Below are 22,079 nucleotides of genomic sequence, written 5' to 3' on the forward strand. Positions count from 1 at the left end.
GAAACGCCACCACCTCCCCCACGTCTGATCGGCGAGGGAGGTGGTAACTATCTAATCCCTGCTCCGCGCGCTTCCTTTTTAAGCTGCTTGAACAGTCGCTAATCAAGGAAGACTTCATGCCCAACACCAATCCGCTTTTACAACACTGGGACCTGCCTCCATGGCAGAGCGTCCGGGTCGAGCACCTGGTCCCCGCCATCGAAAAAATCGTCGCCGACAATCGGCTGGCGATCTCGACCCTCATCGATTCGCAATCCACCTACCCGAACTGGGACGACCTGGTACTCGCCGTCGACGAAACCGATGCGCGTCTGGATGAAGCCATGGGTGTCATACAGACACTCGACACGGTGACACGTCCTGACAACGCCTGGCGCCAGGCAGCGGCCGTCTGTGAGGACATCAGCGCGCAGTACAAAATCGAAAAAATGAGTAATGCCGCATTGTTTCGTGCCTATCAGACGCTGGCGCAAAGCCCGGCGGCCAAACTATTCGACTCATATCGAAAAACCGTCTTGAACAGAATTCTTCGCACCTTTCGCCCTGAGGGCATCGCGTTGACCGGTTCGCAACAACAAGAACTGGCCAAACTGGAACTCGATATAGGCGCCCTCGAGGGCTTGTTTCTGAGTCAATTGAAATGGGCCAGCACGAGTTGGAGCAAACGCATCGAAGACGTCAAACAACTCGCCGGGATTTCGCAAGATGTCCTGGATCGCCTGGCACTCAACGCCCAACAGGCGGGCCACGATGGCTGGCGGTTGCTGCTGGACGAGGCCACTTACGCTCAGGTCATGACCTACGCCGAAGATCGGGCACTGCGCGAGGAATACTATTGCGCGTACACCACACGCGCCTCCGATCAAGGCCCCCACGCAGACCAATTCGACAATGCACCATTGCTGCAAATGCTGGTGGCCATGCGCCAACGCAAAGCGCGACTGCTCGGATTCGAAAACTACGCACAGTTGAAATTGATCAACCGGATGGTTGAGTCGCCTGAGCAGGTCAAACAGTTCCTGCGTCAGCAAATTGCGCTGGCGACACCCGCTTTCGAGCAGGAGACTCAAGCCATCAAGGACTTCTCACTTACCCAAGGTTTCTCAAGCGTGAAGCCCTGGGATCATGAGTTTCTTGTCGCAAAGCTGCGCGAAACCCACAAAGGCTTTGCGCTAAAAGGGCTGCGCAAGTTTTTTCCTTTGGATGCAACACTGCGCAAACTCTGTGTGTTTTGCGAACGTATGTTCGGCATTCGGATAAATGAACTTACGACGTTCGAGCGATGGGACGACAGTGTTCAGCTGTTTGAGATCAGTGAAGACGGCCGAGTCATCGGTCACATCTACGTCGACCCCTACCAGCGCAAGGAAGCACCAGACTTCGCCGGGACGTCCACACTTCGTAACCGTCGTAGAAACGCCGAAGGGCGCGTGCCACTACCAATTGCCGTGCTTCATGCCAATTTTTCACGAGGCGCCGCGGGTCAACCGTACTTGCTCACTCATAAAGACTTGCGTGTACTGCTCCATGAATTGGGTCACTGTTTGCAACATGTATTGACTCGCTCACCCCATTACACGTTGTCGGGTATTTCACAGTTGGGCCGAGACACGGCGGAGTTTGCCGGGCAGGTGTTTGAACTCTTCGGAATGTCTCGGGAGTTCCTGTTGTGGCTGGCGGCTCACTATCAAACCGGCGAACGCTTGTCCAAGACGCAGGTCGATAACGCCATCGCTTCGCTCAGGGCCTATGACAGCGGGGCGACCGCGCAACTGCTGATGAGCGCAATGTTCGATCTGGAGCTGCATCTTGGGCAGGGCGAAGCACGTGATGTTCAGCAGGTTTTTGACGATGTACTGCGAGACTTCCCCCACCTGAATCTTCCGCAATGGAGCCGCCTCCCTAATAGCTTCGATTATCTGGTAACCGGGTATGAGGTTTCGGTTTACGCCTATAAATGGTCGGGCGTACTTGCCACCGAAACGTTTGAACGGTTCGAAAAAGATTGGGTGTTCAACGCCCAGACAGGCAAGAATTTTCGTGAGACGGTGTTCGCAGCGGGCGATTCGAATTCGCTGCTGGACGTTCTGGAAACCTTTCTCGGACGCCCGGTTGCCGCCGATCTATTCCCGGCAACGTTAGATCCAGCGAGCATCAGTGCCCGCTCTCCACATTTGCGGACTTGAACCAGCTCTTCATCGAGCAAGCTGCGAAGGGGCTGGTGCTGCAATCGCCATTGGTCAGCGCCGTGCGCAGCTTGTCGACATCAGCCCGCATCATGTATCGCACACTCTCCTTGAAATGGGTGCTGTCACCAAATCCGCCCTGGGTCATTTCACTCAGGGCGTCTTCTTTACTCCAGCCCTGCACAACGACCCGATACATCGCCGCCATCAAACCGGTGCGGTCCGACCCGTGCTTGCAATGCATCAACACCGACCCGTTGGCTTGCGCGGTTTGAATGGCACGAAGTGCCTTCAACACATCCGCGTCATCCACATGATTAGTCCGATAAGGCAGTTGCACCTGCGCGATGTCCGGCGACGACAGCCAACTCGAATCCGATTCCGGCAGGAAGTTGATCACGGTCGCGACATTGAGCTTTTTGAGCAAAGGCACCGTGCCTTGATCAGGCAGTGCACTACGGTACAGCGTCGGTGACATTTGGTAGAGGTTATATTGACCCTCAACCGATTGAGCCCATTCCGCCGGACGAGGCAGTGCAGTGTCTTCAGCATGAGCGAACGAAAGGTTGAAGAATGCGGCCAGCGACAGCAGCAACGTCGCAAATGAAAGGCGCAGGAGAGGCATGCTTGAACAACCGTCTGGAGGAGAGTGAATGGATGACGTGCAGTTTCAACCCCGAGCGGTCAAAGGCCTGTGAGACCGTTGTCAAAGAATCGTGAATATAAAAAAACGGCACCTGAACTCAGGTGCCGCTTAATAGTGATTTATTAACAAAACGCTTCAACTCAATAGCGGCTGAAAGCAATGGCTCAATAGCAATCAAGGATTAACAATTTTCGAATACGCTTTCGCCAACAGCACCAAAACCGCTTTGTCCTGCGCATCAATTTGACCATCGCCGTCTATATCGACCTGAGCATCGCGCATGGTGAAGGTCACCCCGCCGTCATTCGATACGGCTTCACGCCTTGTCGAATCCAGCAGAGAGTAAGTGGGCACTCGATTGACCGGATCATAGCCTTCATCTTTTAAAGCAAATTGCATGGAAACCCGAACTTCTTTCGGGCTGGAGGGAGCAGAACTTAACAGCTGAAGAAAGACGCCACGCTGATTGTAAAAAGACATTTATTAAATCCTTTTAATAGTGAAATAACGAAGAACTCATGCGCCGTAAAGAATACTGACAGCGCGGATGAACGTGCCAGCCGGCATATGTTTCTCATGATGACCCGCCCGAAATCGCCGAACGGCACTGGTCGATTCCTCCAAGGATCGCTACTGTATGGACGTACAGCCAAAGGAGTTTTCGATGACCAGCCCTCTACCTCCGCGTGGTCGCGGCACCGCCACCAACCCGCATAACCGTTTCGCACCAAATCGCTCGGTGGCGGAAGATGACGGCTGGTACCAGGAAGCTCCCGTCACACAAGGCACTGAAGTTCGCATCGAAACGGCGAAAACCATCATCACCCGCAATAACTCACCAGACCTGCCGTTTGATCGCTCGATCAACCCTTATCGCGGCTGTGAGCATGGCTGCATCTACTGCTATGCGCGTCCCAGTCACGCGTATTGGGACATGTCGCCCGGGCTGGACTTCGAAACCAAACTGATCGCCAAGACCAATGCCGCCGATGTGCTCGAAGAGCAGCTGTCCAGACGCGGTTACCAGTGCGCGCCCATCAACCTCGGCTCCAACACCGATCCCTATCAGCCGATCGAGCGTGAACACAAGATCACCCGGCAAACCCTCGAAGTGCTGCTGCGTTACCGTCACCCGGTAACCATCATCACCAAAGGTTCGCTGATTCTTCGGGACCTGGATCTGTTGGCCGAACTCGCCGAACAGCGACTGGTGGCCGTGATGATCAGCCTCACCACACTGGACGACGAGCTCAAGCGCATTCTTGAGCCCCGCGCCGCTGCTCCCAAAGCCCGATTGCGAGCGATCCGTGTCATGCGAGAAGCAGGAATCCCGGTAGGCGTGCTTTGTTCACCAATGATTCCGATGATCAATGACAGTGAGCTCGAAAGCTTGCTGACCGAGGCGCAAGCCGCTGGTGCACAGAGCGCTGCCTACATGATGTTGCGCCTACCGTTGGAGGTGGCGCCGCTATTTGAGGAATGGCTGGCCGCGCATTACCCTCAACGGGCTGCGCATGTGTTGAGTCTGATTCGCCAGAGCCGTGGCGGTGAGCTTTACGACAGCAGGTTCGGCTCTCGAATGCGCGGTGAGGGTCCGTTCGCCGACCTGCTTGCGCAGCGGTTCGCTAAAACCATAAAACGCCTGGGACTTAATCGTCGGGAAGGTTTTAATCTGGACTGCGACGCCTTCTGTCCGCCGGGTCGCCAGATGTCGTTGATTTAGAGACAATTAGCCTATGGTTGAGTAGGAGTAAAAGCATCTTGCCATTACGCCAGTCACGTTTTTTGTGACCTGGAACACACGTTCTAGAGCGGTTGATTCAGTTTGAGTTAAGTTTCGCGGGCTACCTTGTTCATCGAGTGACTGACGGGTCGCGATTTCCGACCTGGATGTTTTTTAGACAGCCACTGGCTTCACACCGGACAAAACGGGAAACTTCCCTGACTCCGCCAATGAGGATCAATTCATGAGTGACAAGGATAAACAGCCGTTGGCTGCGTCGGCTTCCACACCACCTGCTGATGTGGAAAGCGCCGATGCAGCGCTGCGTCATATCGTTGACGGCTTTTTGCATTTTCATCATGAGATCTTTCCGCAACAGGAAGAACTCTTCAAGAAACTCGCAACGGCCCAACAGCCTCGGGCAATGTTCATCACCTGCGCCGACTCGCGCATCGTCCCGGAGCTGATCACCCACAGTTCGCCTGGCGATCTGTTCGTTACCCGCAACGTCGGCAATGTCGTACCGCCTTACGGTCAGATGAACGGTGGCGTTTCCACCGCCATCGAGTACGCGGTGCTGGCGCTGGGTGTGCAGCACATCATCATCTGCGGCCACTCCGATTGCGGCGCAATGCGCGCGGTGCTCAACCCAGATAGCCTGGAAAAAATGCCCACGGTCAAAGCCTGGCTGCGGCACGCCGAAGTCGCGAAAACCATGGTGCATGACAACTGCAACTGCGCCGACGAAAACGAGACGATGCACATCCTCACCGAAGAGAATGTGATCGCCCAATTGCAGCACTTGCGGACTCATCCGTCCGTGGCCTCGCGCATGGCAAACGGTCATCTGTTCATCCATGGCTGGGTGTACGACATCGAAACCAGCGCAATTAAAGCTTACGACGCGGACCAGGGATGTTTCCTGCCGCTGGATGGCACCCATCCGATTCCGGTGGCGACGCCCAAAGCACGCTTCTAAATCCTCCTAAGTGACATAGCCGAGGCTGCAGATCCTGCAGCCTGGCTTTGCCATGCCTGAAGAAAATATCGGGAGAATCACTATGCGTGCCGCGCAACTCAAAGCTGTTTTGCCACGGGAGCTCCTCGCTTCAGTGGTCGTCTTTCTGGTCGCCCTGCCTTTGTGCATGGGCATCGCCATCGCTTCCGGGCTACCACCCGCCAAAGGTTTGATTACCGGAATCATCGGAGGCCTGGTGGTCGGCTGGCTGGCCGGCTCTCCCCTCCAGGTCAGCGGGCCTGCAGCGGGGCTGGCTGTTCTGGTGTTCGAACTGGTGCGCCAGCATGGCATCGCCATGCTCGGGCCGATCCTGCTGCTGGCAGGTTTTCTGCAACTGGTTGCTGGGCGCTTGAAACTCGGTTGCTGGTTCCGGGTGACAGCGCCGGCAGTGGTGTACGGCATGCTCGCCGGTATCGGTGTGCTGATCGTGCTGTCCCAGGTGCATGTCATGCTCGACGCCGTGCCCAAACCCTCTGGCCTGGATAACCTTGCAGCGTTCCCCGCGGCCGTCGCGCAAGCTTTACCGTCCTTCGGCTGGCAGGCTGGCTTGCTCGGGCTATCGACGATTGCAGTGATGTGGCTGTGGGAAAAATTCCGTCCGCATTCCCTGCGATTCATTCCTGGCGCCTTGCTTGGCGTAGGACTGGCGACAATCGCCAGCCTGATGCTCGCCCTGCAGGTGAAACGAGTGGAAGTCCCGGCCAATCTGGCAGAGGCCATCGACTGGCTGAAACCTGCGGACTTGCTCAACCTGGCAGATCCGACGCTGTTGATTGCCGCGTTTGCCGTGGCGTTTATCGCCAGCGCCGAAACCCTGCTCTCCGCCGCAGCGGTGGACCGCATGCACAGTGGTCAGCGCTCCGATTTTGATCGCGAATTATCGGCTCAAGGCGTGGGCAACATGCTCTGCGGGCTGCTCGGCGCGCTGCCAATGACCGGCGTAATCGTGCGCAGCTCTGCCAACGTTCAGGCGGGTGCTACCACCCGAATGTCAGCGATATTTCATGGCCTGTGGTTGCTGGCGTTCGTATTGCTGTTATCGAGCGTGCTGCAAAGCATCCCGGTGGCTAGCCTGGCGGGTGTTCTGGTCTACACCGGTTTCAAACTGGTCGACCTCAAGGCCTTTCGTGGCCTGGGTCGTTATGGCCGGATGCCGATGTTCACCTATGCGGCCACCGCGCTGGCGATCATCTTCACCGACCTGCTGACTGGCGTGCTGATCGGTTTTGGCCTGACGCTGGCCAAGCTGGCGTGGAAAGCTTCACGCTTGAAAATCAGCCTCGTGGACCTGCCCCAGGAGGGTGAAATGGAGCTGCGGCTGACGGGCGCCGCGACGTTTTTAAAGGTACCGGCGCTGACCCAGGTGCTGGGGACCATTCCACCGGGCGCGACGGTGCACGTGCCACTCAACAACCTGAGTTACATCGATCACTCGTGCCTTGAGTTGCTGGAGGAATGGGGACGGGCCAATGCGGCCAAAGGTTCGAAGCTGCTGATTGAAGCGCGAGGGTTGAAGCGCAGATTGGAGGGGCGGTTGCGGACGACGTCCGGCGTAGGTTCAGCCATGTAGATAACACTGTGGGAGTGAGCCTGCTCGCGATTGCCATGGATCATTCAACAATGATGTCGACTGATTCAACGCTATCGCGAGCAGGCTCGCTCCCCCAGGGGGAATGCATCATGCAATGGATCAGGCCGCCGGTTGATCCAGTTCCAGGCCCACGCCTAAGCGGCGTGACATGCACGGCCAGCGCTTCCATGCGGCGCCAGTGTCCGGGCTACTGAGTTTCTCGCGGTAGGCTTCCACAGATTCCAGCGCGAAGCTTTGATCATCGAGCAGCTCGTCCAGGGCGTGATGCACCACCTCATCCAGCTGGTTGGCAAACGTCTCGCCGATCAGTTGATGGGCAATCAGGTTGGCGACAGTCATGTCCAATGGGATCAATGGCTGGCCCAGATGTTTGATGTACAGGTCATTGACCTCTTCGACAAACCGATGCGCCAGGTAGGCCTCATCCAGCAGGCTGTCGAGCCCGACGTGCCCGGCCATGATCGCCGGCGGTTGGAGAAAGTATTGCTCGGCGATTTTCAGCACCGGTTTGATCTGTGACTCGATACCTGCTTCCTTGGCCACTTCGTTGGCCGCATCCAGCAGATCAGGAACCTCGTCGATGTAGGTCGCGACAAAACGCGTCAGTACGCCGTTGGCGTCAGTCTCCGGCAGTTGGATAGCCGGGTGTAAACGAGGCAGCTTGCTTTCCAGCTGACGAGTCAGCAGGCCGGTTTCGGCTTCATGTTTTTGGGCTTTTTGGATCTGCTCGCGCAATGCGGCGGTGTTCATGAAAACTCCAGGAAACAAAGGCAAAGAAATAGGGAAGACATAACTTAGCTGGCGCAGGAAAAATCCTAAGACGCATTTGTCATAATTATTTCATCCTTAAGACATCAGCGTTATATCCATTTGCCACCATTCGTCTGCATCCTTCTCCATTCGTGCCCTTGAGCGCAAGTCCCGTCTGTTTCAGTTCATTTACGCCATCGCATTGCGGGGTGCCAGTCGCTGTCTATACTCGGGTTGGAATGGAGTTAGCTGATGACGCCCGACTGCACACGCAGCAAGGCCCGGCAATCAAGTTCGTAGTCTGAAAAGCCGCTCCCTTGCCGCAGGTGAAAGCCGGCGGGATAACAAGAACGATAAGGGGAACCCGCAATGATGCGACATCCACACGTCTGGATGGGCCTCCTGTTGTGGTCGATTTTCAGTCAGGCACAAGCGGCCTGGACTGTGAATATGGCGCCTGGAGCGACTGAAATCAGTCACGCAGTATTTGACCTGCACATGACCATTTTCTGGATATGTGTAGTGATCGGCATCATCGTCTTCGGCGCCATGTTCTGGTCGATGATCCTCCACCGCCGCTCGACCGGGCAGGTGGCCGCAAAGTTTCATGAAAGCACTACCGTCGAAATCCTCTGGACCATTGTGCCCTTCCTGATCCTGGTGGCGATGGCGGTTCCGGCGACCGCTACCCTGATCAAGATGTACGACGCCAGTGAGCCGGATATTGATATCCAGGTCACCGGGTATCAGTGGAAGTGGCATTACAAATACCTCGGCCAGGACGTTGAGTTCTTCAGCAACCTGGCGACTCCCGCCGACCAGATCCACAACAAGGAAGCCAAGGGCGAGCATTACTTGCTTGAGGTCGACAAACCGTTGGTGCTGCCGATCGGCGCCAAAGTGCGCTTCCTCGTCACCTCCGCCGACGTGATCCACTCCTGGTGGGTGCCGGCCTTCGCGGTCAAGCGCGACGCGATTCCGGGGTTCGTCAACGAAGCCTGGACACGTGTCGACAAGCCCGGCATCTACCGTGGTCAGTGCGCCGAATTGTGCGGCAAGGACCATGGCTTCATGCCGATCGTGGTCGAGGTCAAGGAAAAGGCCGATTACGAAAAGTGGCTGGGTGAGCGCAAGGCTGAAGCCGCACAACTCAAAGAGCTGACCAGCAAGGAATGGACCCTCGACGAGCTCAAAGAGCGCGGCGACAAGGTTTACCACACCACCTGCGTGGCTTGTCACCAGGCCGAAGGTCAGGGGCTGCCGCCGATGTTCCCGGCACTCAAAGGCTCGAAAATCGCCACCGGCCCGATCAAGGATCACTTGAGCATTGTTTTCCACGGCAAGCCTGGCACTTCCATGGCAGCGTTCGGCAAGCAACTCTCGGAAGTCGATATCGCGGCGGTCGTGACCTACGAACGAAATGCCTGGGGCAACAACAAAGGCGACATGGTCACTCCAAAAGAAGTGCTGGAGCTGAAACAGGCGGAAAGCAAATGACCCAGTCTATTGCGCATGTAAGGAACTGGTCGGGGCAGCGCGCCCCGGCCTGCCCAGCCCATCTGTTTGCAGGAGACACGCCATGAGCGCCGTCATTGATGACCATGGTCATGCCGACCACGCCCACGGTCCCGCCAAAGGCCTGATGCGTTGGGTGCTGACCACTAACCACAAAGACATCGGCACGCTGTACCTGTGGTTCGCGTTCTCCATGTTCCTGCTGGGGGGCTCGTTCGCGATGGTGATTCGCGCCGAGCTGTTCCAGCCAGGTCTGCAAATTGTCGAGCCGGCGTTCTTCAACCAGATGACCACCATGCACGGCCTGGTGATGGTCTTCGGTGCGGTGATGCCGGCGTTCGTCGGCCTCGCCAACTGGATGATCCCGTTGATGATCGGCGCGCCTGACATGGCCTTGCCACGGATGAACAACTTCAGCTTCTGGTTGCTGCCAGCGGCGTTCATCCTTCTGATATCGACCTTGTTCACGCCCGGTGGCGGACCGAACTTCGGCTGGACGTTCTACGCCCCGCTGTCGACGACCTATGCACCGGAGAGCGTGACGTTCTTCATCTTCGCCATCCACTTGATGGGGATCAGCTCGATCATGGGGGCGATCAACGTGATCGCCACCATCCTCAACCTGCGCGCCCCCGGCATGACGTTGATGAAAATGCCGCTGTTCGTCTGGACATGGCTGATCACTGCATTCCTGCTGATCGCGGTAATGCCGGTGCTGGCCGGTTGCGTGACGATGATGCTGATGGACATCCACTTCGGCACCAGCTTCTTCAGTGCCGCCGGTGGCGGTGACCCGGTGCTGTTCCAGCACGTGTTCTGGTTCTTCGGTCACCCCGAGGTGTACATCATGATCCTGCCGGCCTTCGGTGCCGTCAGCTCGATCATCCCCACCTTCTCGCGCAAGCCGTTGTTCGGCTACACCTCGATGGTTTATGCGACGGCGAGCATCGCGTTCCTGTCGTTCATCGTATGGGCGCACCACATGTTCGTGGTGGGTATCCCACTGGTGGGCGAGTTGTTCTTCATGTACGCCACGCTGCTGATTGCAGTGCCGACCGGGGTGAAGGTGTTCAACTGGGCCAGCACCATGTGGCAAGGCTCGCTGACCTTCGAAACGCCGATGCTGTTTGCGGTGGCGTTCGTGATCCTGTTCTCCATCGGCGGTTTCTCCGGGCTGATGCTGGCCATCGCTCCGGCGGACTTCCAGTACCAGGACACCTACTTTGTGGTCGCGCACTTCCACTATGTGTTGGTACCGGGAGCGATCTTCGGGATCTTCGCCTCGGCTTATTACTGGCTGCCGAAATGGACCGGCCACATGTACGACGAAACCCTCGGCAAGCTGCACTTCTGGCTCTCGTTCATCGGCATGAACATGGCCTTCTTCCCGATGCACTTCGTGGGTCTTGCGGGGATGCCGCGGCGGATTCCGGACTACAACCTGCAATTCGCCGACTTCAACATGGTGTCGTCGATCGGTGCATTCATGTTCGGCGCCACACAAATCTTCTTCCTGTTCATCGTGATCAAAACCATCCGCGGCGGCCCGCCTGCACCGGCCAAGCCCTGGGATGGAGCTGAGGGTCTGGAGTGGAGCATTCCGTCACCGGCGCCGTATCACACCTTTACAACTCCACCGGAAGTGAAATGAACACCCACCCCCTTGGAGTCGGCGAAGTCCCTGTGGTGAGGGGATTCATCCCCGTTGAGCTGCGAAGCGGCCCCAAAATCTGCAACCGCGCCGTGTCAGACACAACGGGTTCTCAGGTTTTACGACTGCTGCGCAGCCGAACGGGGATGAATCCCCTCGCCACAGAGCCAGCTCCCACAGGGTTCTGCGTAGAGGGTTTGAACCATGGCTGATTCAATTTCAATGAAAAAACTCGTCACCCGGCTGCTGTTGGTGGTGGTGGCGATGTTTATTTTCGGCTTTGCCCTGGTGCCGATCTATGACGTGATGTGCAAGGCGTTCGGCATCAACGGCAAAACCGCCGGGCAATACGAAGGGGAGCAGACCGTCGATATGTCGCGGCAGGTGCGCGTGCAGTTTCTCTCGACTAACTCGGCGGACATGTCCTGGGACTTCTATCCCAAAGGTGATGAATTGACCGCCAACCCGGGTGCCGTGAACGAGATGATCTTCATCGCCCACAACCCGACCGACAAACCGATGAGCGCCCAGGCCGTGCCAAGCATCGCGCCCAGTGCCGCGGCGGCTTATTTCCACAAGACCGAATGCTTCTGCTTCACCCAGCAAGTGTTGCAGCCCGGTCAACGGATCGAGATGCCGGTACGTTTCATTGTTGACCGCGACATGCCCAAGGATGTGAAGCACCTGACGCTGTCCTACACGCTGTTCGATATCACCGCCCGACATCCACCGGTGGCTTTAAATACTGGCGGCTGAGCGTGCCCGATAAGGAGAACAATAAATGGCAACTCATGAGCACTATTACGTACCGTCCCAGAGCAAATGGCCAATCATTGGCACGCTCGGCATGTTTGTCACCGTGTTCGGCCTCGCCACCTGGTTCAACGACCTGAAGGCAGTGCGGCCCGATTCCCACGGCCCGCTGATCTTTTTCGTCGGTGGCCTGCTGCTGGCCTACATGCTGTTCGGCTGGTTCGGGACGGTGGTCAAGGAGGGGCGCGCGGGCTTGTACAGTGCGCAAATGGATCGTTCGTTCCGTTGGGGCATGAGCTGGTTCATCTTCTCGGAGGTAATGTTCTTCATCGCCTTTTTTGGCGCGCTGTTTTACGTGCGGCATGTCTCGGGACCGGCACTCGGCGGTGAAGGCCCCAAAGGCATCGCGCATATGCTGTGGCCGAACTTCGAGTTCGTCTGGCCGCTGCTGAATAACCCCGATTCGAAACTCTTCCCGCCACCCAAAGAAGTCATCAGCCCGTGGGGCCTGCCACTGATCAACACCGTTCTGTTGGTGAGCTCCAGCGTCACGCTGACCATCGCTCACCACGCCTTGAAAAAGGGCCATCGAGGCGCGCTGAAAATCTGGCTGGCGATCACTGTACTGCTGGGTTGCGCGTTCCTCGGGTTTCAGGCCGAAGAGTACGTGCACGCCTACCGTGAGCTGGGGCTGACACTGGGTTCGGGCATCTATGGCGCGACGTTCTTCATGCTCACCGGTTTCCACGGCGCCCACGTGACCATCGGCACCATCATCCTGTTTGTGATGCTGATGCGGGTCATGCGCGGGCACTTCGACAACGAGCATCAGTTCGGCTTTGAAGCGGCGAGTTGGTATTGGCACTTCGTGGACGTGGTGTGGATCGGTTTGTTCGTCTTCGTCTACGTGCTGTAAGGCCCTACCAGGGCGCGTGAGAAACCAGCTGGCCGCTGAAGAAACCCCAGGCGATCAAGCCGACGGTAATGGCGGCCAGAGCAACGCGAACACTCAAGGCAATGACGAGGCGGTTCGAGCTGCTGTCGTCCTTGACCAGAAAAAACAGGCCGCTGAACAGGCTGACAACCGTGGCAATCAGCATCAGGACGATGGCTGCTTTGAGCATGGTGAGACTCCGGGGGAAAGGCGATGCACTTGAGTATAGCTATCGCGATTACCGACTTTCTGGCGACGCCATGAAGCGCTTCCGGCCGGGCGTCGTGCCGACACTGGTGGTAGCCCTGTTGCTGCCGCTGCTCGTGTCGCTCGGGTTCTGGCAGTTGAGCCGGGGCGCGGAAAAAAGCGCTCTGCTGCACAGCTACGCCGAGCGTCGTGCCGCCGAACCGATGGCCAGCACCGAACTGCCACACACTCAAGACCCGGCTTTCCGCCGCGTTCGCCTGCACGGTCAGTTCGATGCTGCGCACAGCCTGCTGCTGGATAACCGCCAGCGCGACGGAAAAGTCGGCGTCGAATTGCTGCAACCCTTTCAGGACCAGGCGACCGGCCTATGGCTACTGGTCAATCGCGGCTGGCTGCCATGGCCTGATCGGCGCACTCCGCCGCAATTCACTACACCGACTCAGCCCTTGAGCCTTGACGCCTGGGTCTATGTCTCGCCTGGCGCAACCTTCCAGTTGCACGCCGACCCTAGCACCACAACCTGGCCACAATTGGTGACTGCCGTTGACCCCACGAAGCTCTGGACGGCGCTCGACCGGGAAGGCTTCGACTACGAATTACGTGCGGAATCCGGCCCGACGACCTACCAGGCCGACTGGCCGGTGGTTGCCATGGGCCCGGAAAAACACATCGCTTATGCCGTGCAGTGGTTCGCCATGTCGATCGCCCTGCTCGGCCTTTTTATCTACCTCGGCTGGCACAACGCAAAGGAGAAACACCATGGGAGCGGCCATGAATCCACCCAGCATGTCTGAGGCGAAAACGCCGGCAAGTCGGCGTAAAGGTCGCTTGCAGCTGCTGCTGATCCTGCTTGGGGTGATCGGTCCGATGATCCTCGCCACCGGCATGTACAAACTGCAGTTCTGGGTGCCGGAAGGTCGCAGTTATCACGGCGAGCTGATCGGCAATGGCCAGACGCGCGCCGACCTTGGCATACAGGCGCAAGAGGACCGCTGGCAGATGCTGGTGACGGCGCCCAGGGATTGCTCGGTGGACTGTCAGCAACTGGTGTATCTGGCCCGGCAGATTCAGATCGGCCTTGGTCGCGACGCGTCACGCGCCAGTCACGCATTGGCTGCCGCGCAGCCGTTGAGCAGCGAGTACGACGCCAAGCTGACCCGCGAGTATCCACAACTGCAACGCTATCCCATGGACCTGACCACCTTCAGCAAGACGACGGGTGACAAGGCTGTGCCGCAGCTGTGGATTATCGACCCCCACGGCAATCTGGTGCTGCGCTACGACCCGACCGTCAAGGGCAAGGACTTGCTTAACGACCTGCGTCATCTGCTGAAACTGTCGAACATCGGATAAGGGCATCGTCATGGCCAAACCTGGATTTCGCCTCGCGCTGTTTGCCACCTTGCTGGCACTGGTTGTGGTGTTGCTTGGCGCCTACACCCGCTTGACTCACGCGGGCCTTGGTTGCCCGGACTGGCCGGGCTGCTACGGCTTTATCAGCGTGCCAAAAAGCGAAGCCCAACTGGCCCATGCCGAACTGCATTTCCCTGATACGCCGGTCGAAGCCCATAAGGGCTGGAACGAAATGATCCACCGCTACTTTGCCGGCACGCTGGGGCTGCTGATTTCGGTGCTGGCAGGACGTGCCTGGGTCCATCGGCGTCATCCGGGGCAACCCGTGAAGTTACCGTTGTTCCTGCTGGCGGTGGTGATTGCGCAAGCCGCATTCGGTATGTGGACGGTGACACTCAAGCTCTGGCCGCAGGTGGTAACGGGGCATTTACTCGGTGGCTTCGCGACCTTGAGCCTGTTGTTTCTACTGACCTTGCGCCTGTCCGGCGTGTTGCCCGCGCTCACCGTGCCACGGCGCTTGCAGTACTGGGCCACCGCAGGACTGCTGCTGGTCATTGGGCAGATCGCCCTCGGCGGATGGGTCAGCTCCAACTACGCGGCCGTGGCGTGTATCGACTTCCCGACGTGCCATGGGCAATGGTTGCCACCGGCAGACTTCGCCAACGGTTTTCATCTGACCCAACACATCGGCCCGAACTACCTGGGCGGGCAACTGGACAGTGATGCCCGTACCGCCATTCACCTGACCCATCGCATCGGCGCGCTGTTGGTGACCCTCGTCTTGCTCGGGCTGGCCTGGCAACTCAAAGTTGTCGGCATGACCCGGCTGGCAGGGCTGGTGCTAATCGCGCTCGGCGCACAAATCACCCTGGGCATCAGCAACGTGATTTTCCACTTGCCGCTGCCTGTCGCCGTCGCTCACAACGCAGGGGGAGCGGCACTTTTACTGACGATGGTGCTGGTCAATTATCACGCGCGGACCAGTCTGGTTCGGGTCAAGCAGCAAACTCCCGCGCGCTGGCGTTTCAGTCCGCGTAAGCATTCAGCCGGGCCCATAACAATAAAAGGAGAGATGCCATGGCGACTCTGATCGGCGAACGTCACAGCCAGGCGATCTGGCGTGACTATCTGGAGCTGACCAAGCCGAAAGTGGTGGTGCTGATGCTCATCACCTCACTGGTCGGCATGTTTCTCGCGACCCGCGCCGGCGTGCCGTGGACGGTGCTGATCTTCGGTAATCTGGGGATTGCCTTGTGTGCCGGTGGCGCAGCGGCGGTCAACCATGTGGTGGATCGGCGTATCGATGCGGTGATGGCGCGTACGCACAAACGGCCGCTGGCTGAAGGTCGGGTTTCACCGGCTGCTGCACTGACGTTTGCCCTGGTATTGGCGATGCTCGGCCAGGCGCTGCTGCTGGCCTTCACCAATCCGTTGACCGCCTGGCTGACCCTCGCCTCGTTGCTCGGTTACGCCGTGGTCTACACCGGATTCCTGAAACGCGCGACACCGCAGAACATCGTGATCGGTGGCCTGGCCGGCGCTGCCCCGCCACTGCTCGGCTGGACCGCCGCTACTGGCCATGTCAGCGCTGAACCGCTGTTGCTGGTGCTGATCATCTTCGCCTGGACCCCGCCACACTTCTGGGCCTTGGCCATTCACCGCAAAGAGGAATACGCCAAGGCAGACATCCCCATGCTGCCCGTCACCCACGGAGAGCATTACACCAAGGTCCACATCCTGCTTTACACCTTCGCCCTGCTGGCCGTCAGCCTGATGCCGTACGTGATCCACATGAGTGGCCTGCTCTACCTGATTTGTGCGCTCGGCCTGGGCGCGAGGTTTCTGCAATGGGCCGTGGTGCTGTACCGTGGCACTCGGCCGCACGCGGCGATCAACACCTTCAAGTACTCTATCTACTACTTGTTCCTGCTGTTTATCGCGCTGCTCGTAGACCACTACTTACTGTTGAACCTATGACTCGAACCCAGAAAACCGTCTTCATCCTCGTCGCCCTGATCGCGCTGGTCCTGGGCCTGACCATCAACAAAGTGCTGTCCGGCAAAGGCCAGGGCGACCCGACGGCTTTGATCGACGCCGGGATCATTCTGCTGCCGCAAAGCCGTAACCTGCCGGACGTGACAATGACCGATCAGGACGGCAAACCGGTTGCGGTCGACGAGCTGAAGGGCAAATGGTCGCTGCTGTTCTTCGGCTACACCTTCTGCCCGGACATCTGCCCGACCACCCTCGCCCAACTGCGCCAGATCAAAAGCGAACTGCCGCCCGAGGCTGTGGATAAGTTGCAGATCATCCTGGTCAGCGTCGACCCGAATCGCGATACGCCGAAGCAACTCAAGCAGTACCTGGGCTACTTCGATCCGCAGTTCATCGGCCTGACGCCGAGCTCGATCGACGACCTGCAAAAATTCACCAACGCGGTCAGCATCCCTTTTATTCCAGCGGACACCAGCAAGCCGAATTACACGGTTGATCACAGTGGCAACCTCGCGGTCATCGGGCCTGACGGGACACAGCGCGGGTTTATTCGAGCGCCGTTGAACAATGTGAAGCTTGTGGCGCAGTTGCCGGTGATGCTTAAACGCAATTAAGTAAACATCGTTTAACCCTGTGGGAGCGGGCTTGCCCGCGATAGGGCCGTCAGCGCCAAAGCAGATGCTGAATGTCAGGCCGTCATCGCGGGCAAGCCCGCTCCCACAGGGTCAGAGTTTCAGGCAACAAAAAAGGGGCGCATTCAATGCGCCCCTTTTTTCGTTACAGCTTCAGATCAGAACGCTGGCAGTACCGCGCCTTTGTACTTCTCAAGAATGAAGGCTTTCACTTCCGGAGTGTGCAGGGCAGCAATCAGCTTCTTCATCGCTTCGCTGTCCTTGTCCTCTGGACGAGCGACCAGGATGTTCACGTAAGGCGAGTCGTTGCCTTCGATGACCAGCGCGTCCTTGGACGGATCGAGCTTGGCTTCCAGCGCGTAGTTGGTGTTGATCAGCGCCAGGTCGACCTGGGTCAGCACGCGCGGGATGGTCGCGGCTTCCAGTTCGCGGAATTTAAGGTCCTTGGCGTTTTCGGTGATGTCCTTGATGGTCGACAGGATGTTGTTCGATTCCTTCAACTTGATCAGGCCGGCTTTCTGCAGCAGCAACAGGGCGCGACCGCCGTTGGTGGCATCGTTCGGGATGACCACGTTGGCGCCGCCTGGCAGTTCGGCCAGGGTCTTGTACTTGCTGGAGTAAGCGCCCAACGGTTCCAGGTGCACACGGGCAACGGCGACCAGATCGGTCCCCTTGGCCTTGTTGAACTCATCCAGATACGGCTGGTGCTGGAAGAAGTTGGCGTCCAGGCGCTTTTCGGCGACCTGTACGTTCGGCTGAATGTAGTCAGTGAAGACTTTAACCTTCAGGTCCACGCCTTCTTTGGCCAGGGCCGGTTTAACGAATTCGAGGATTTCTGCGTGCGGGACCGGGGTGGCCGCGACAGTCAGGGTTTCAGCCTGAGCAGAGAACGCAGCAACGGCTGCGAACGCGACGAGTAGTTTTTTCATTCAGCTAACTCCATGTGAGACGCCTGTCTTCGGCGCCTGCCAGCGAATGGCCGGCTCATTTGTTTATTTTCTGGAAAAATGGACAACCAGTTTGTCGCCAACGGTTTGCAGCACCTGCACCAGCACCAGTAGCAGCACCACAGTCACAACCATCACATCAGTCTGGAAACGCTGGTAACCGAAGCGGATCGCCAGGTCACCCAGACCGCCAGCGCCCACCACACCGGCCATTGCCGTGTAGGACACCAGTGTAATAGCTGTCACCGTAATCGCCGCGAAGATGCCCGGACGCGCTTCCGGCAGCAAGGCATTGGTGATGATCTGCCGGGTCGAAGCACCCATGGCCTGGGTCGCTTCGATGATGCCGCGATCCACTTCACGCAGCGCGGTTTCCACCAGTCGAGCGAAGAATGGCGTGGCGCCCACCACCAGTGGCGGAATCGCACCGGCAACCCCGAGGGACGTGCCGGTGATCAACACGGTGAACGGAATCATCACGATCAGCAGAATGATGAATGGCAGCGAGCGGAGGATATTCACCACCAGCGACAGCATCGCGTAGATACCTTTGGCTTCCAGCAACTGACGCGGGCTGCACAGGAACAACAGCACACCCAGCGGCAAGCCCAGCAACACGGTGAACAACAGCGAGCCGCCGAGCATCAACAGTGTGTCGCCGGTGGCGAGCCAGATTTCGAACCAGTCGATGTTGGAGAAGAACGTTGACAGGGCTTCCATTAGCGCAGCACCTCCATGTGGACGTCAGCCGCGGTGAAGCGGGCAAAAGCCGCCTCCATGTCGCCGCCGGTGACTGCCAGTGTGAGTTGCCCGTAGGGGACGTCTTTGATGCGGTCGATTCGGCCGGCCAGGATGCTGTAGTCCACACCCGTTTCGCGAGCGACCGTACCGAGTAACGGCGCGTAGGTCGCTTCGCCCTGGAACGTCAGACGCACGATACGGCCTGGCACGTGAGCAAAGTCATCGCGCTGCTCGCTTTCGTCTATCTGCTCGCTCTCTTGCACGAAACGCTTGGTGGTCGGGTGCTTCGGATGCAGGAACACATCGGCCACCGAACCTTGCTCAACAATCACGCCTGCGTCCATCACTCCGACCTGATCACAAACCCGGCGGATGACGTCCATCTCGTGGGTGATCAGTACGATGGTCAGTTTCAGCTCGCGATTGATTTCGGCCAGCAATTGCAGGACCGACGCCGTAGTTTGCGGGTCCAGGGCGCTGGTGGCTTCGTCGCACAGCAGGATTTTTGGCTTGGTTGCCAGGGCGCGAGCGATACCGACGCGCTGCTTCTGGCCACCGGACAATTGCGCCGGGTATTTTTTGGCGTGGTCAGACAGGCCCACCCGCGCCAGCAATTCGGCCACACGCAGGTCAATCTCACTGCGCGACAGTTCGCCGGCGAGCGTCAACGGCAACGCGACGTTGTCGGCCACAGTCTTGGATGCCAGCAGGTTGAAGTGCTGGAAGATCATCCCGACCTGCTGGCGAAAGCGCCGCAGGCTGTTGGCGTCGAGCGCGGTGACCTCTTCGCCATCGACAAAGATCTTGCCGCCGCTGGAGTTTTCCAGGCGATTGATCAGACGCAGCAGGGTACTTTTTCCCGCGCCGGAATGGCCGATCAACCCGTATACCTGACCGTTTTCAATCGTCAGATTGGTCGGGTGCAGGGCGGGAATATCCTTACCGGCGACGCGGTAGGTTTTGTGGACGTTTTGAAACTCGATCACGTAGCGAACCTTGTGGGGCGCGTTAGAAATGGATCAGCGGTTAGCTGGGCGCGCATTTTAGCCTGTCCGTATAGAGGTTCTTAGCATTTATTTCGCATTCAACCTGTCATTTGGCAATAACGCGATCAAAGGTCAGAAAAAAGGAACGGCTCAAACCCTTCATCAGTCACTAATTAAGCAACTCGATAACCCCAGGTGCCGTGCCTGGAAGATTGCTCACAAGTCCGGCTAGGACGAAATCGCAACGAGGAGTTTACGACTGATGAGTACCAAGAAGCCTGCCACACCCAAAAGCGACCTGGCCGGGACCGACACCCTGGACCGAGGCAATACCAGCACCAAGCTCGAGAGCCTTGAAAAATTTCGCTCGGACGCTACGGGCCAGGCCCTGCGCACCAACCAGGGCGTAAAGGTTTCGGACAACCAGAACACGTTGAAGGTTGGCGCCCGCGGGCCTTCACTGCTTGAAGATTTCATCATGCGTGAAAAAATCACGCACTTTGACCATGAGCGAATCCCGGAGCGCATCGTGCATGCCCGCGGTACCGGCGCTCACGGTTACTTCCAGACGTATGAAAACCATGCGGCGCTGACCAAAGCCGGCTTCCTACAGGATCCGGGCAAGAAAACACCGGTCTTCACGCGCTTTTCCACGGTGCAAGGCCCTCGCGGGTCAGGCGATACCGTGCGGGATGTACGAGGTTTCGCCGTGAAGTTCTTCACCGACGAAGGCAACTTCGACCTGGTGGGCAACAACATGCCTGTCTTCTTCATTCAGGACGCGATCAAGTTTCCTGACTTCGTACATGCGGTCAAACCGGAACCGCACAATGAAATCCCAACCGGCGGCTCGGCCCACGACACCTTCTGGGATTTTGTATCCCTGGTTCCGGAATCGGCCCACATGGTGATCTGGACCATGTCCGATCGCGCGATTCCGAAGAGTCTGCGCAGCATGCAGGGCTTCGGTGTGCACACCTTCCGGTTGGTTAACGCCGAGGGTAAATCACGCTTCGTCAAATTCCACTGGCGCCCAACTGCTGGCACCTGTTCGTTGGTGTGGGATGAGGCGCAGAAGCTCGCAGGCAAAGATACCGACTTCCACCGTCGCGATCTCTGGGAGTCGATCGAGATGGGCGACTACCCGGAATGGGAGCTCGGTGTACAGATCGTTGAGGAGGAAAACGAACATTCCTTCGACTTCGACATTCTCGACCCGACCAAAATCATTCCCGAAGAAATCGTACCGATCACGCCGCTGGGCAAGATGGTGCTGAACCGCAACCCGGACAACTTTTTCGCGGAAACCGAGCAGGTCGCGTTTTGCCCTGGCCATATCGTGCCGGGCATCGACTTCTCCAATGACCCATTGCTGCAAGGTCGTCTGTTTTCCTACACCGATACGCAAATCAGCCGACTGGGTGGACCGAATTTTCACGAGATTCCTATCAATCGTCCGGTGGCGCCTTTCCATAACGGCCAACGCGATGCGATGCACCGCACCACGATCGACAAGGGCCGCGCATCTTACGAGCCAAATTCCATCGACGGCGGCTGGCCAAAAGAAACGCCACCTGCGGCACAGGATGGTGGTTTCGAGACTTATCCGGAACGTATCGACGCGAACAAGATTCGCCAACGTAGTGAGTCGTTCGGCGATCACTTCTCCCAAGCCCGCTTGTTCTTCCACAGCATGAGCAAGCACGAGCAGGAGCACATCATTGCCGCGTACAGCTTCGAGCTGGGCAAAGTTGAGCGCGAGTTCATTCGTGCACGTCAGGTGAACGAAATTCTGGCAAACATTGATCTTGAGCTGGCCAAGCGCGTGGCTGAGAACCTTGGTCTGCCTGCACCGAAAGCCGGTACGGTTGAGGTTCCAAAAACGTCGCTGGATCGCTCGCCCGCCTTGAGTCAGGCCAACCTGCTGCCAGGAAATATCAAAACCCGCAAAGTGGCGATTCTGGCGGCGAACGGCGTAGATGGCGCCGCAATCGACGCGCTGAAGAAAGCCCTGATGGCAGAAGGTGCCCACGTCAAGCTGCTGGGGCCGACGTCGGCGCCAGTGACCACCGCCGATGGCAAGTCGCTGCCGGTGGACGCGTCGATGGAAGGTTTGCCGTCAGTGGCATTCGATGCGGTCTTTGTGCCGGGCGGCGCGGCGTCGATCAAGGCCTTGAGCACGGATGGCGTTGCGCTGCATTACCTGCTGGAGGCTTACAAGCACTTGAAGGCGATCGCACTGCACGGCGAGGCCAAGCAGTTGCTGGATGTGCTGAAACTGGAGGCTGATGCGGGACTGATCGTAGGGGCGGATGCGAAGTTGTTCAAACCGTTCATTGCGGCGATTGGGCAACATCGGGTCTGGGATCGGGAGCCAAAGGCAAAAGCGGTTCCGGCTTAAGGTTTAATCGATCGTTGAAATGCCTTCGCGGGCAAGCCTTGATCCTGTAG

21 protein-coding genes are annotated in these 22,079 nt (G+C 58.0%); 14 read left to right on the forward strand and 7 right to left on the reverse strand.

Annotated elements, in window-relative coordinates:
- Positions 1-116: 116 nt before the first annotated feature.
- On the forward strand, positions 117-2,186 hold the full coding sequence (locus tag AC3ZVB_RS17535) for a M3 family metallopeptidase (RefSeq protein ID WP_490147274.1): 2,070 nt from the start codon (positions 117-119) through the stop codon (positions 2,184-2,186).
- Here AC3ZVB_RS17535 and AC3ZVB_RS17540 read toward each other — a convergent pair.
- Both AC3ZVB_RS17540 and AC3ZVB_RS17545 read right to left on the reverse strand, forming a co-directional pair.
- Entirely contained in the window at positions 2,155-2,811 is a 657-nt protein-coding gene (locus tag AC3ZVB_RS17540; RefSeq protein ID WP_490147275.1) for a dual specificity protein phosphatase family protein, read from the reverse strand. The two genes, AC3ZVB_RS17535 and AC3ZVB_RS17540, sit on opposite strands and share 32 nt — an antisense overlap.
- A gap of 195 nt (positions 2,812-3,006) precedes the next feature.
- Positions 3,007-3,312, reverse strand: a complete 306-nt coding sequence (locus AC3ZVB_RS17545) for a hypothetical protein (protein ID WP_194690800.1) — start codon at positions 3,310-3,312, stop codon at positions 3,007-3,009.
- A gap of 184 nt (positions 3,313-3,496) precedes the next feature.
- Between AC3ZVB_RS17545 and AC3ZVB_RS17550 the strand changes: the two genes are divergently transcribed.
- The 3 genes from AC3ZVB_RS17550 to AC3ZVB_RS17560 all read left to right on the forward strand — a co-directional run bounded on the left by AC3ZVB_RS17550 (position 3,497) and on the right by AC3ZVB_RS17560 (position 7,143).
- On the forward strand, positions 3,497-4,555 hold the full coding sequence (locus AC3ZVB_RS17550; RefSeq protein WP_194690801.1) for a PA0069 family radical SAM protein: 1,059 nt from the start codon (positions 3,497-3,499) through the stop codon (positions 4,553-4,555).
- A 244-nt stretch (positions 4,556-4,799) separates the two neighbouring features.
- Entirely contained in the window at positions 4,800-5,534 is a 735-nt protein-coding gene (locus tag AC3ZVB_RS17555) for a carbonic anhydrase (protein ID WP_162438910.1), read from the forward strand.
- A gap of 82 nt (positions 5,535-5,616) precedes the next feature.
- Entirely contained in the window at positions 5,617-7,143 is a 1,527-nt protein-coding gene (locus tag AC3ZVB_RS17560; RefSeq protein WP_490147276.1) for a SulP family inorganic anion transporter, read from the forward strand.
- A 120-nt stretch (positions 7,144-7,263) separates the two neighbouring features.
- Here the strand turns inward: AC3ZVB_RS17560 and AC3ZVB_RS17565 are convergent, their stop codons facing one another.
- The gene (locus AC3ZVB_RS17565) at positions 7,264-7,914 is read right to left on the reverse strand and encodes a hypothetical protein (RefSeq protein ID WP_162438908.1); all 651 of its coding nucleotides are present in this window, start codon (positions 7,912-7,914) and stop codon (positions 7,264-7,266) included.
- 369 nt (positions 7,915-8,283) lie between these two features.
- Here AC3ZVB_RS17565 and coxB point away from each other — a divergent pair, with 369 nt between their 5' ends.
- The 4 genes from coxB to AC3ZVB_RS17585 all read left to right on the forward strand — a co-directional run bounded on the left by coxB (position 8,284) and on the right by AC3ZVB_RS17585 (position 12,749).
- The gene (gene coxB, locus AC3ZVB_RS17570) at positions 8,284-9,411 is read left to right on the forward strand and encodes a cytochrome c oxidase subunit II (RefSeq protein ID WP_490147277.1); all 1,128 of its coding nucleotides are present in this window, start codon (positions 8,284-8,286) and stop codon (positions 9,409-9,411) included.
- 82 nt (positions 9,412-9,493) lie between these two features.
- Positions 9,494-11,080, forward strand: a complete 1,587-nt coding sequence (ctaD, locus tag AC3ZVB_RS17575) for a cytochrome c oxidase subunit I (RefSeq protein ID WP_162438906.1) — start codon at positions 9,494-9,496, stop codon at positions 11,078-11,080.
- Positions 11,081-11,284: 204 nt separating this feature from the next.
- The gene (locus AC3ZVB_RS17580; RefSeq protein WP_162438905.1) at positions 11,285-11,836 is read left to right on the forward strand and encodes a cytochrome c oxidase assembly protein; all 552 of its coding nucleotides are present in this window, start codon (positions 11,285-11,287) and stop codon (positions 11,834-11,836) included.
- A gap of 25 nt (positions 11,837-11,861) precedes the next feature.
- Positions 11,862-12,749 carry a cytochrome c oxidase subunit 3 gene (locus AC3ZVB_RS17585; protein WP_490147278.1) on the forward strand — a complete coding sequence of 296 codons (888 nt, stop codon included), beginning with the start codon at positions 11,862-11,864 and terminating at the stop codon, positions 12,747-12,749.
- Positions 12,750-12,753: 4 nt separating this feature from the next.
- Here the strand turns inward: AC3ZVB_RS17585 and AC3ZVB_RS17590 are convergent, their stop codons facing one another.
- A complete protein-coding gene (locus tag AC3ZVB_RS17590) occupies positions 12,754-12,957 on the reverse strand; it encodes a twin transmembrane helix small protein (protein ID WP_008064738.1) in 204 nt (67 codons plus the stop codon).
- A gap of 70 nt (positions 12,958-13,027) precedes the next feature.
- Between AC3ZVB_RS17590 and AC3ZVB_RS17595 the strand changes: the two genes are divergently transcribed.
- The 5 genes from AC3ZVB_RS17595 to AC3ZVB_RS17615 are packed head-to-tail and all read left to right on the forward strand — an operon-like array spanning position 13,028 to position 16,936.
- Positions 13,028-13,768, forward strand: a complete 741-nt coding sequence (locus AC3ZVB_RS17595) for an SURF1 family protein (protein ID WP_490147279.1) — start codon at positions 13,028-13,030, stop codon at positions 13,766-13,768.
- Positions 13,734-14,327: a PA_0111/PP_0108 family protein gene (locus AC3ZVB_RS17600; RefSeq protein WP_162438902.1), complete on the forward strand. Its 594-nt coding sequence runs from the start codon at positions 13,734-13,736 to the stop codon at positions 14,325-14,327. Before AC3ZVB_RS17595 ends, AC3ZVB_RS17600 begins: the two co-directional genes overlap by 35 nt.
- A gap of 10 nt (positions 14,328-14,337) precedes the next feature.
- Positions 14,338-15,417, forward strand: coding sequence for a COX15/CtaA family protein (locus AC3ZVB_RS17605; protein ID WP_162438901.1), 1,080 nt, complete (start codon positions 14,338-14,340; stop codon positions 15,415-15,417).
- Positions 15,405-16,304: a heme o synthase gene (gene cyoE / locus AC3ZVB_RS17610; RefSeq protein WP_162438900.1), complete on the forward strand. Its 900-nt coding sequence runs from the start codon at positions 15,405-15,407 to the stop codon at positions 16,302-16,304. The genes AC3ZVB_RS17605 and cyoE overlap by 13 nt, the downstream gene beginning before the upstream one ends.
- Positions 16,301-16,936, forward strand: a complete 636-nt coding sequence (locus AC3ZVB_RS17615) for an SCO family protein (RefSeq protein WP_490147280.1) — start codon at positions 16,301-16,303, stop codon at positions 16,934-16,936. Before cyoE ends, AC3ZVB_RS17615 begins: the two co-directional genes overlap by 4 nt.
- A 176-nt stretch (positions 16,937-17,112) precedes the next feature.
- On the opposite strand, the gene AC3ZVB_RS17620 is transcribed toward AC3ZVB_RS17615, so the two are convergent.
- The 3 genes from AC3ZVB_RS17620 to AC3ZVB_RS17630 all read right to left on the reverse strand — a co-directional run bounded on the left by AC3ZVB_RS17620 (position 17,113) and on the right by AC3ZVB_RS17630 (position 19,628).
- Complete coding sequence (locus AC3ZVB_RS17620) at positions 17,113-17,883, reverse strand: MetQ/NlpA family ABC transporter substrate-binding protein (protein WP_490147281.1); 771 nt, start codon at positions 17,881-17,883, stop codon at positions 17,113-17,115.
- Positions 17,884-17,946: 63 nt separating this feature from the next.
- Positions 17,947-18,621 (reverse strand): methionine ABC transporter permease, encoded by a 675-nt coding sequence (locus AC3ZVB_RS17625; protein ID WP_194690807.1) that lies wholly within the window; start codon positions 18,619-18,621, stop codon positions 17,947-17,949.
- The gene (locus tag AC3ZVB_RS17630; protein WP_194690808.1) at positions 18,621-19,628 is read right to left on the reverse strand and encodes a methionine ABC transporter ATP-binding protein; all 1,008 of its coding nucleotides are present in this window, start codon (positions 19,626-19,628) and stop codon (positions 18,621-18,623) included. Before AC3ZVB_RS17630 ends, AC3ZVB_RS17625 begins: the two co-directional genes overlap by 1 nt.
- 262 nt (positions 19,629-19,890) lie before the next feature.
- On the opposite strand from AC3ZVB_RS17630, the gene katE reads away from it, so the two are divergent.
- Positions 19,891-22,029: a catalase HPII gene (katE, locus tag AC3ZVB_RS17635; protein WP_490147282.1), complete on the forward strand. Its 2,139-nt coding sequence runs from the start codon at positions 19,891-19,893 to the stop codon at positions 22,027-22,029.
- Positions 22,030-22,079: the final 50 nt, after the last annotated feature.

The sequence above is a fragment of the Pseudomonas sp. MDV22-iso1 genome (genome assembly GCF_058145095.1).

Bases quoted from the DNA above. Each gene is read 5' to 3' on its own strand.
- AC3ZVB_RS17535 (WP_490147274.1), top strand. From the start codon at position 117: ATGCCCAACACCAATCCGCTTTTACAACACTGGGACCTGCCTCCATGG.
- AC3ZVB_RS17540 (WP_490147275.1), bottom strand. From the start codon at position 2,811: ATGCCTCTCCTGCGCCTTTCATTTGCGACGTTGCTGCTGTCGCTGGCC.
- AC3ZVB_RS17545 (WP_194690800.1), bottom strand. From the start codon at position 3,312: ATGTCTTTTTACAATCAGCGTGGCGTCTTTCTTCAGCTGTTAAGTTCT.
- AC3ZVB_RS17550 (WP_194690801.1), top strand. From the start codon at position 3,497: ATGACCAGCCCTCTACCTCCGCGTGGTCGCGGCACCGCCACCAACCCG.
- AC3ZVB_RS17555 (WP_162438910.1), top strand. From the start codon at position 4,800: ATGAGTGACAAGGATAAACAGCCGTTGGCTGCGTCGGCTTCCACACCA.
- AC3ZVB_RS17560 (WP_490147276.1), top strand. From the start codon at position 5,617: ATGCGTGCCGCGCAACTCAAAGCTGTTTTGCCACGGGAGCTCCTCGCT.
- AC3ZVB_RS17565 (WP_162438908.1), bottom strand. From the start codon at position 7,914: ATGAACACCGCCGCATTGCGCGAGCAGATCCAAAAAGCCCAAAAACAT.
- coxB (WP_490147277.1), top strand. From the start codon at position 8,284: ATGATGCGACATCCACACGTCTGGATGGGCCTCCTGTTGTGGTCGATT.
- ctaD (WP_162438906.1), top strand. From the start codon at position 9,494: ATGAGCGCCGTCATTGATGACCATGGTCATGCCGACCACGCCCACGGT.
- AC3ZVB_RS17580 (WP_162438905.1), top strand. From the start codon at position 11,285: ATGGCTGATTCAATTTCAATGAAAAAACTCGTCACCCGGCTGCTGTTG.
- AC3ZVB_RS17585 (WP_490147278.1), top strand. From the start codon at position 11,862: ATGGCAACTCATGAGCACTATTACGTACCGTCCCAGAGCAAATGGCCA.
- AC3ZVB_RS17590 (WP_008064738.1), bottom strand. From the start codon at position 12,957: ATGCTCAAAGCAGCCATCGTCCTGATGCTGATTGCCACGGTTGTCAGC.
- AC3ZVB_RS17595 (WP_490147279.1), top strand. From the start codon at position 13,028: ATGAAGCGCTTCCGGCCGGGCGTCGTGCCGACACTGGTGGTAGCCCTG.
- AC3ZVB_RS17600 (WP_162438902.1), top strand. From the start codon at position 13,734: ATGGGAGCGGCCATGAATCCACCCAGCATGTCTGAGGCGAAAACGCCG.
- AC3ZVB_RS17605 (WP_162438901.1), top strand. From the start codon at position 14,338: ATGGCCAAACCTGGATTTCGCCTCGCGCTGTTTGCCACCTTGCTGGCA.
- cyoE (WP_162438900.1), top strand. From the start codon at position 15,405: ATGGCGACTCTGATCGGCGAACGTCACAGCCAGGCGATCTGGCGTGAC.
- AC3ZVB_RS17615 (WP_490147280.1), top strand. From the start codon at position 16,301: ATGACTCGAACCCAGAAAACCGTCTTCATCCTCGTCGCCCTGATCGCG.
- AC3ZVB_RS17620 (WP_490147281.1), bottom strand. From the start codon at position 17,883: ATGAAAAAACTACTCGTCGCGTTCGCAGCCGTTGCTGCGTTCTCTGCT.
- AC3ZVB_RS17625 (WP_194690807.1), bottom strand. From the start codon at position 18,621: ATGGAAGCCCTGTCAACGTTCTTCTCCAACATCGACTGGTTCGAAATC.
- katE (WP_490147282.1), top strand. From the start codon at position 19,891: ATGAGTACCAAGAAGCCTGCCACACCCAAAAGCGACCTGGCCGGGACC.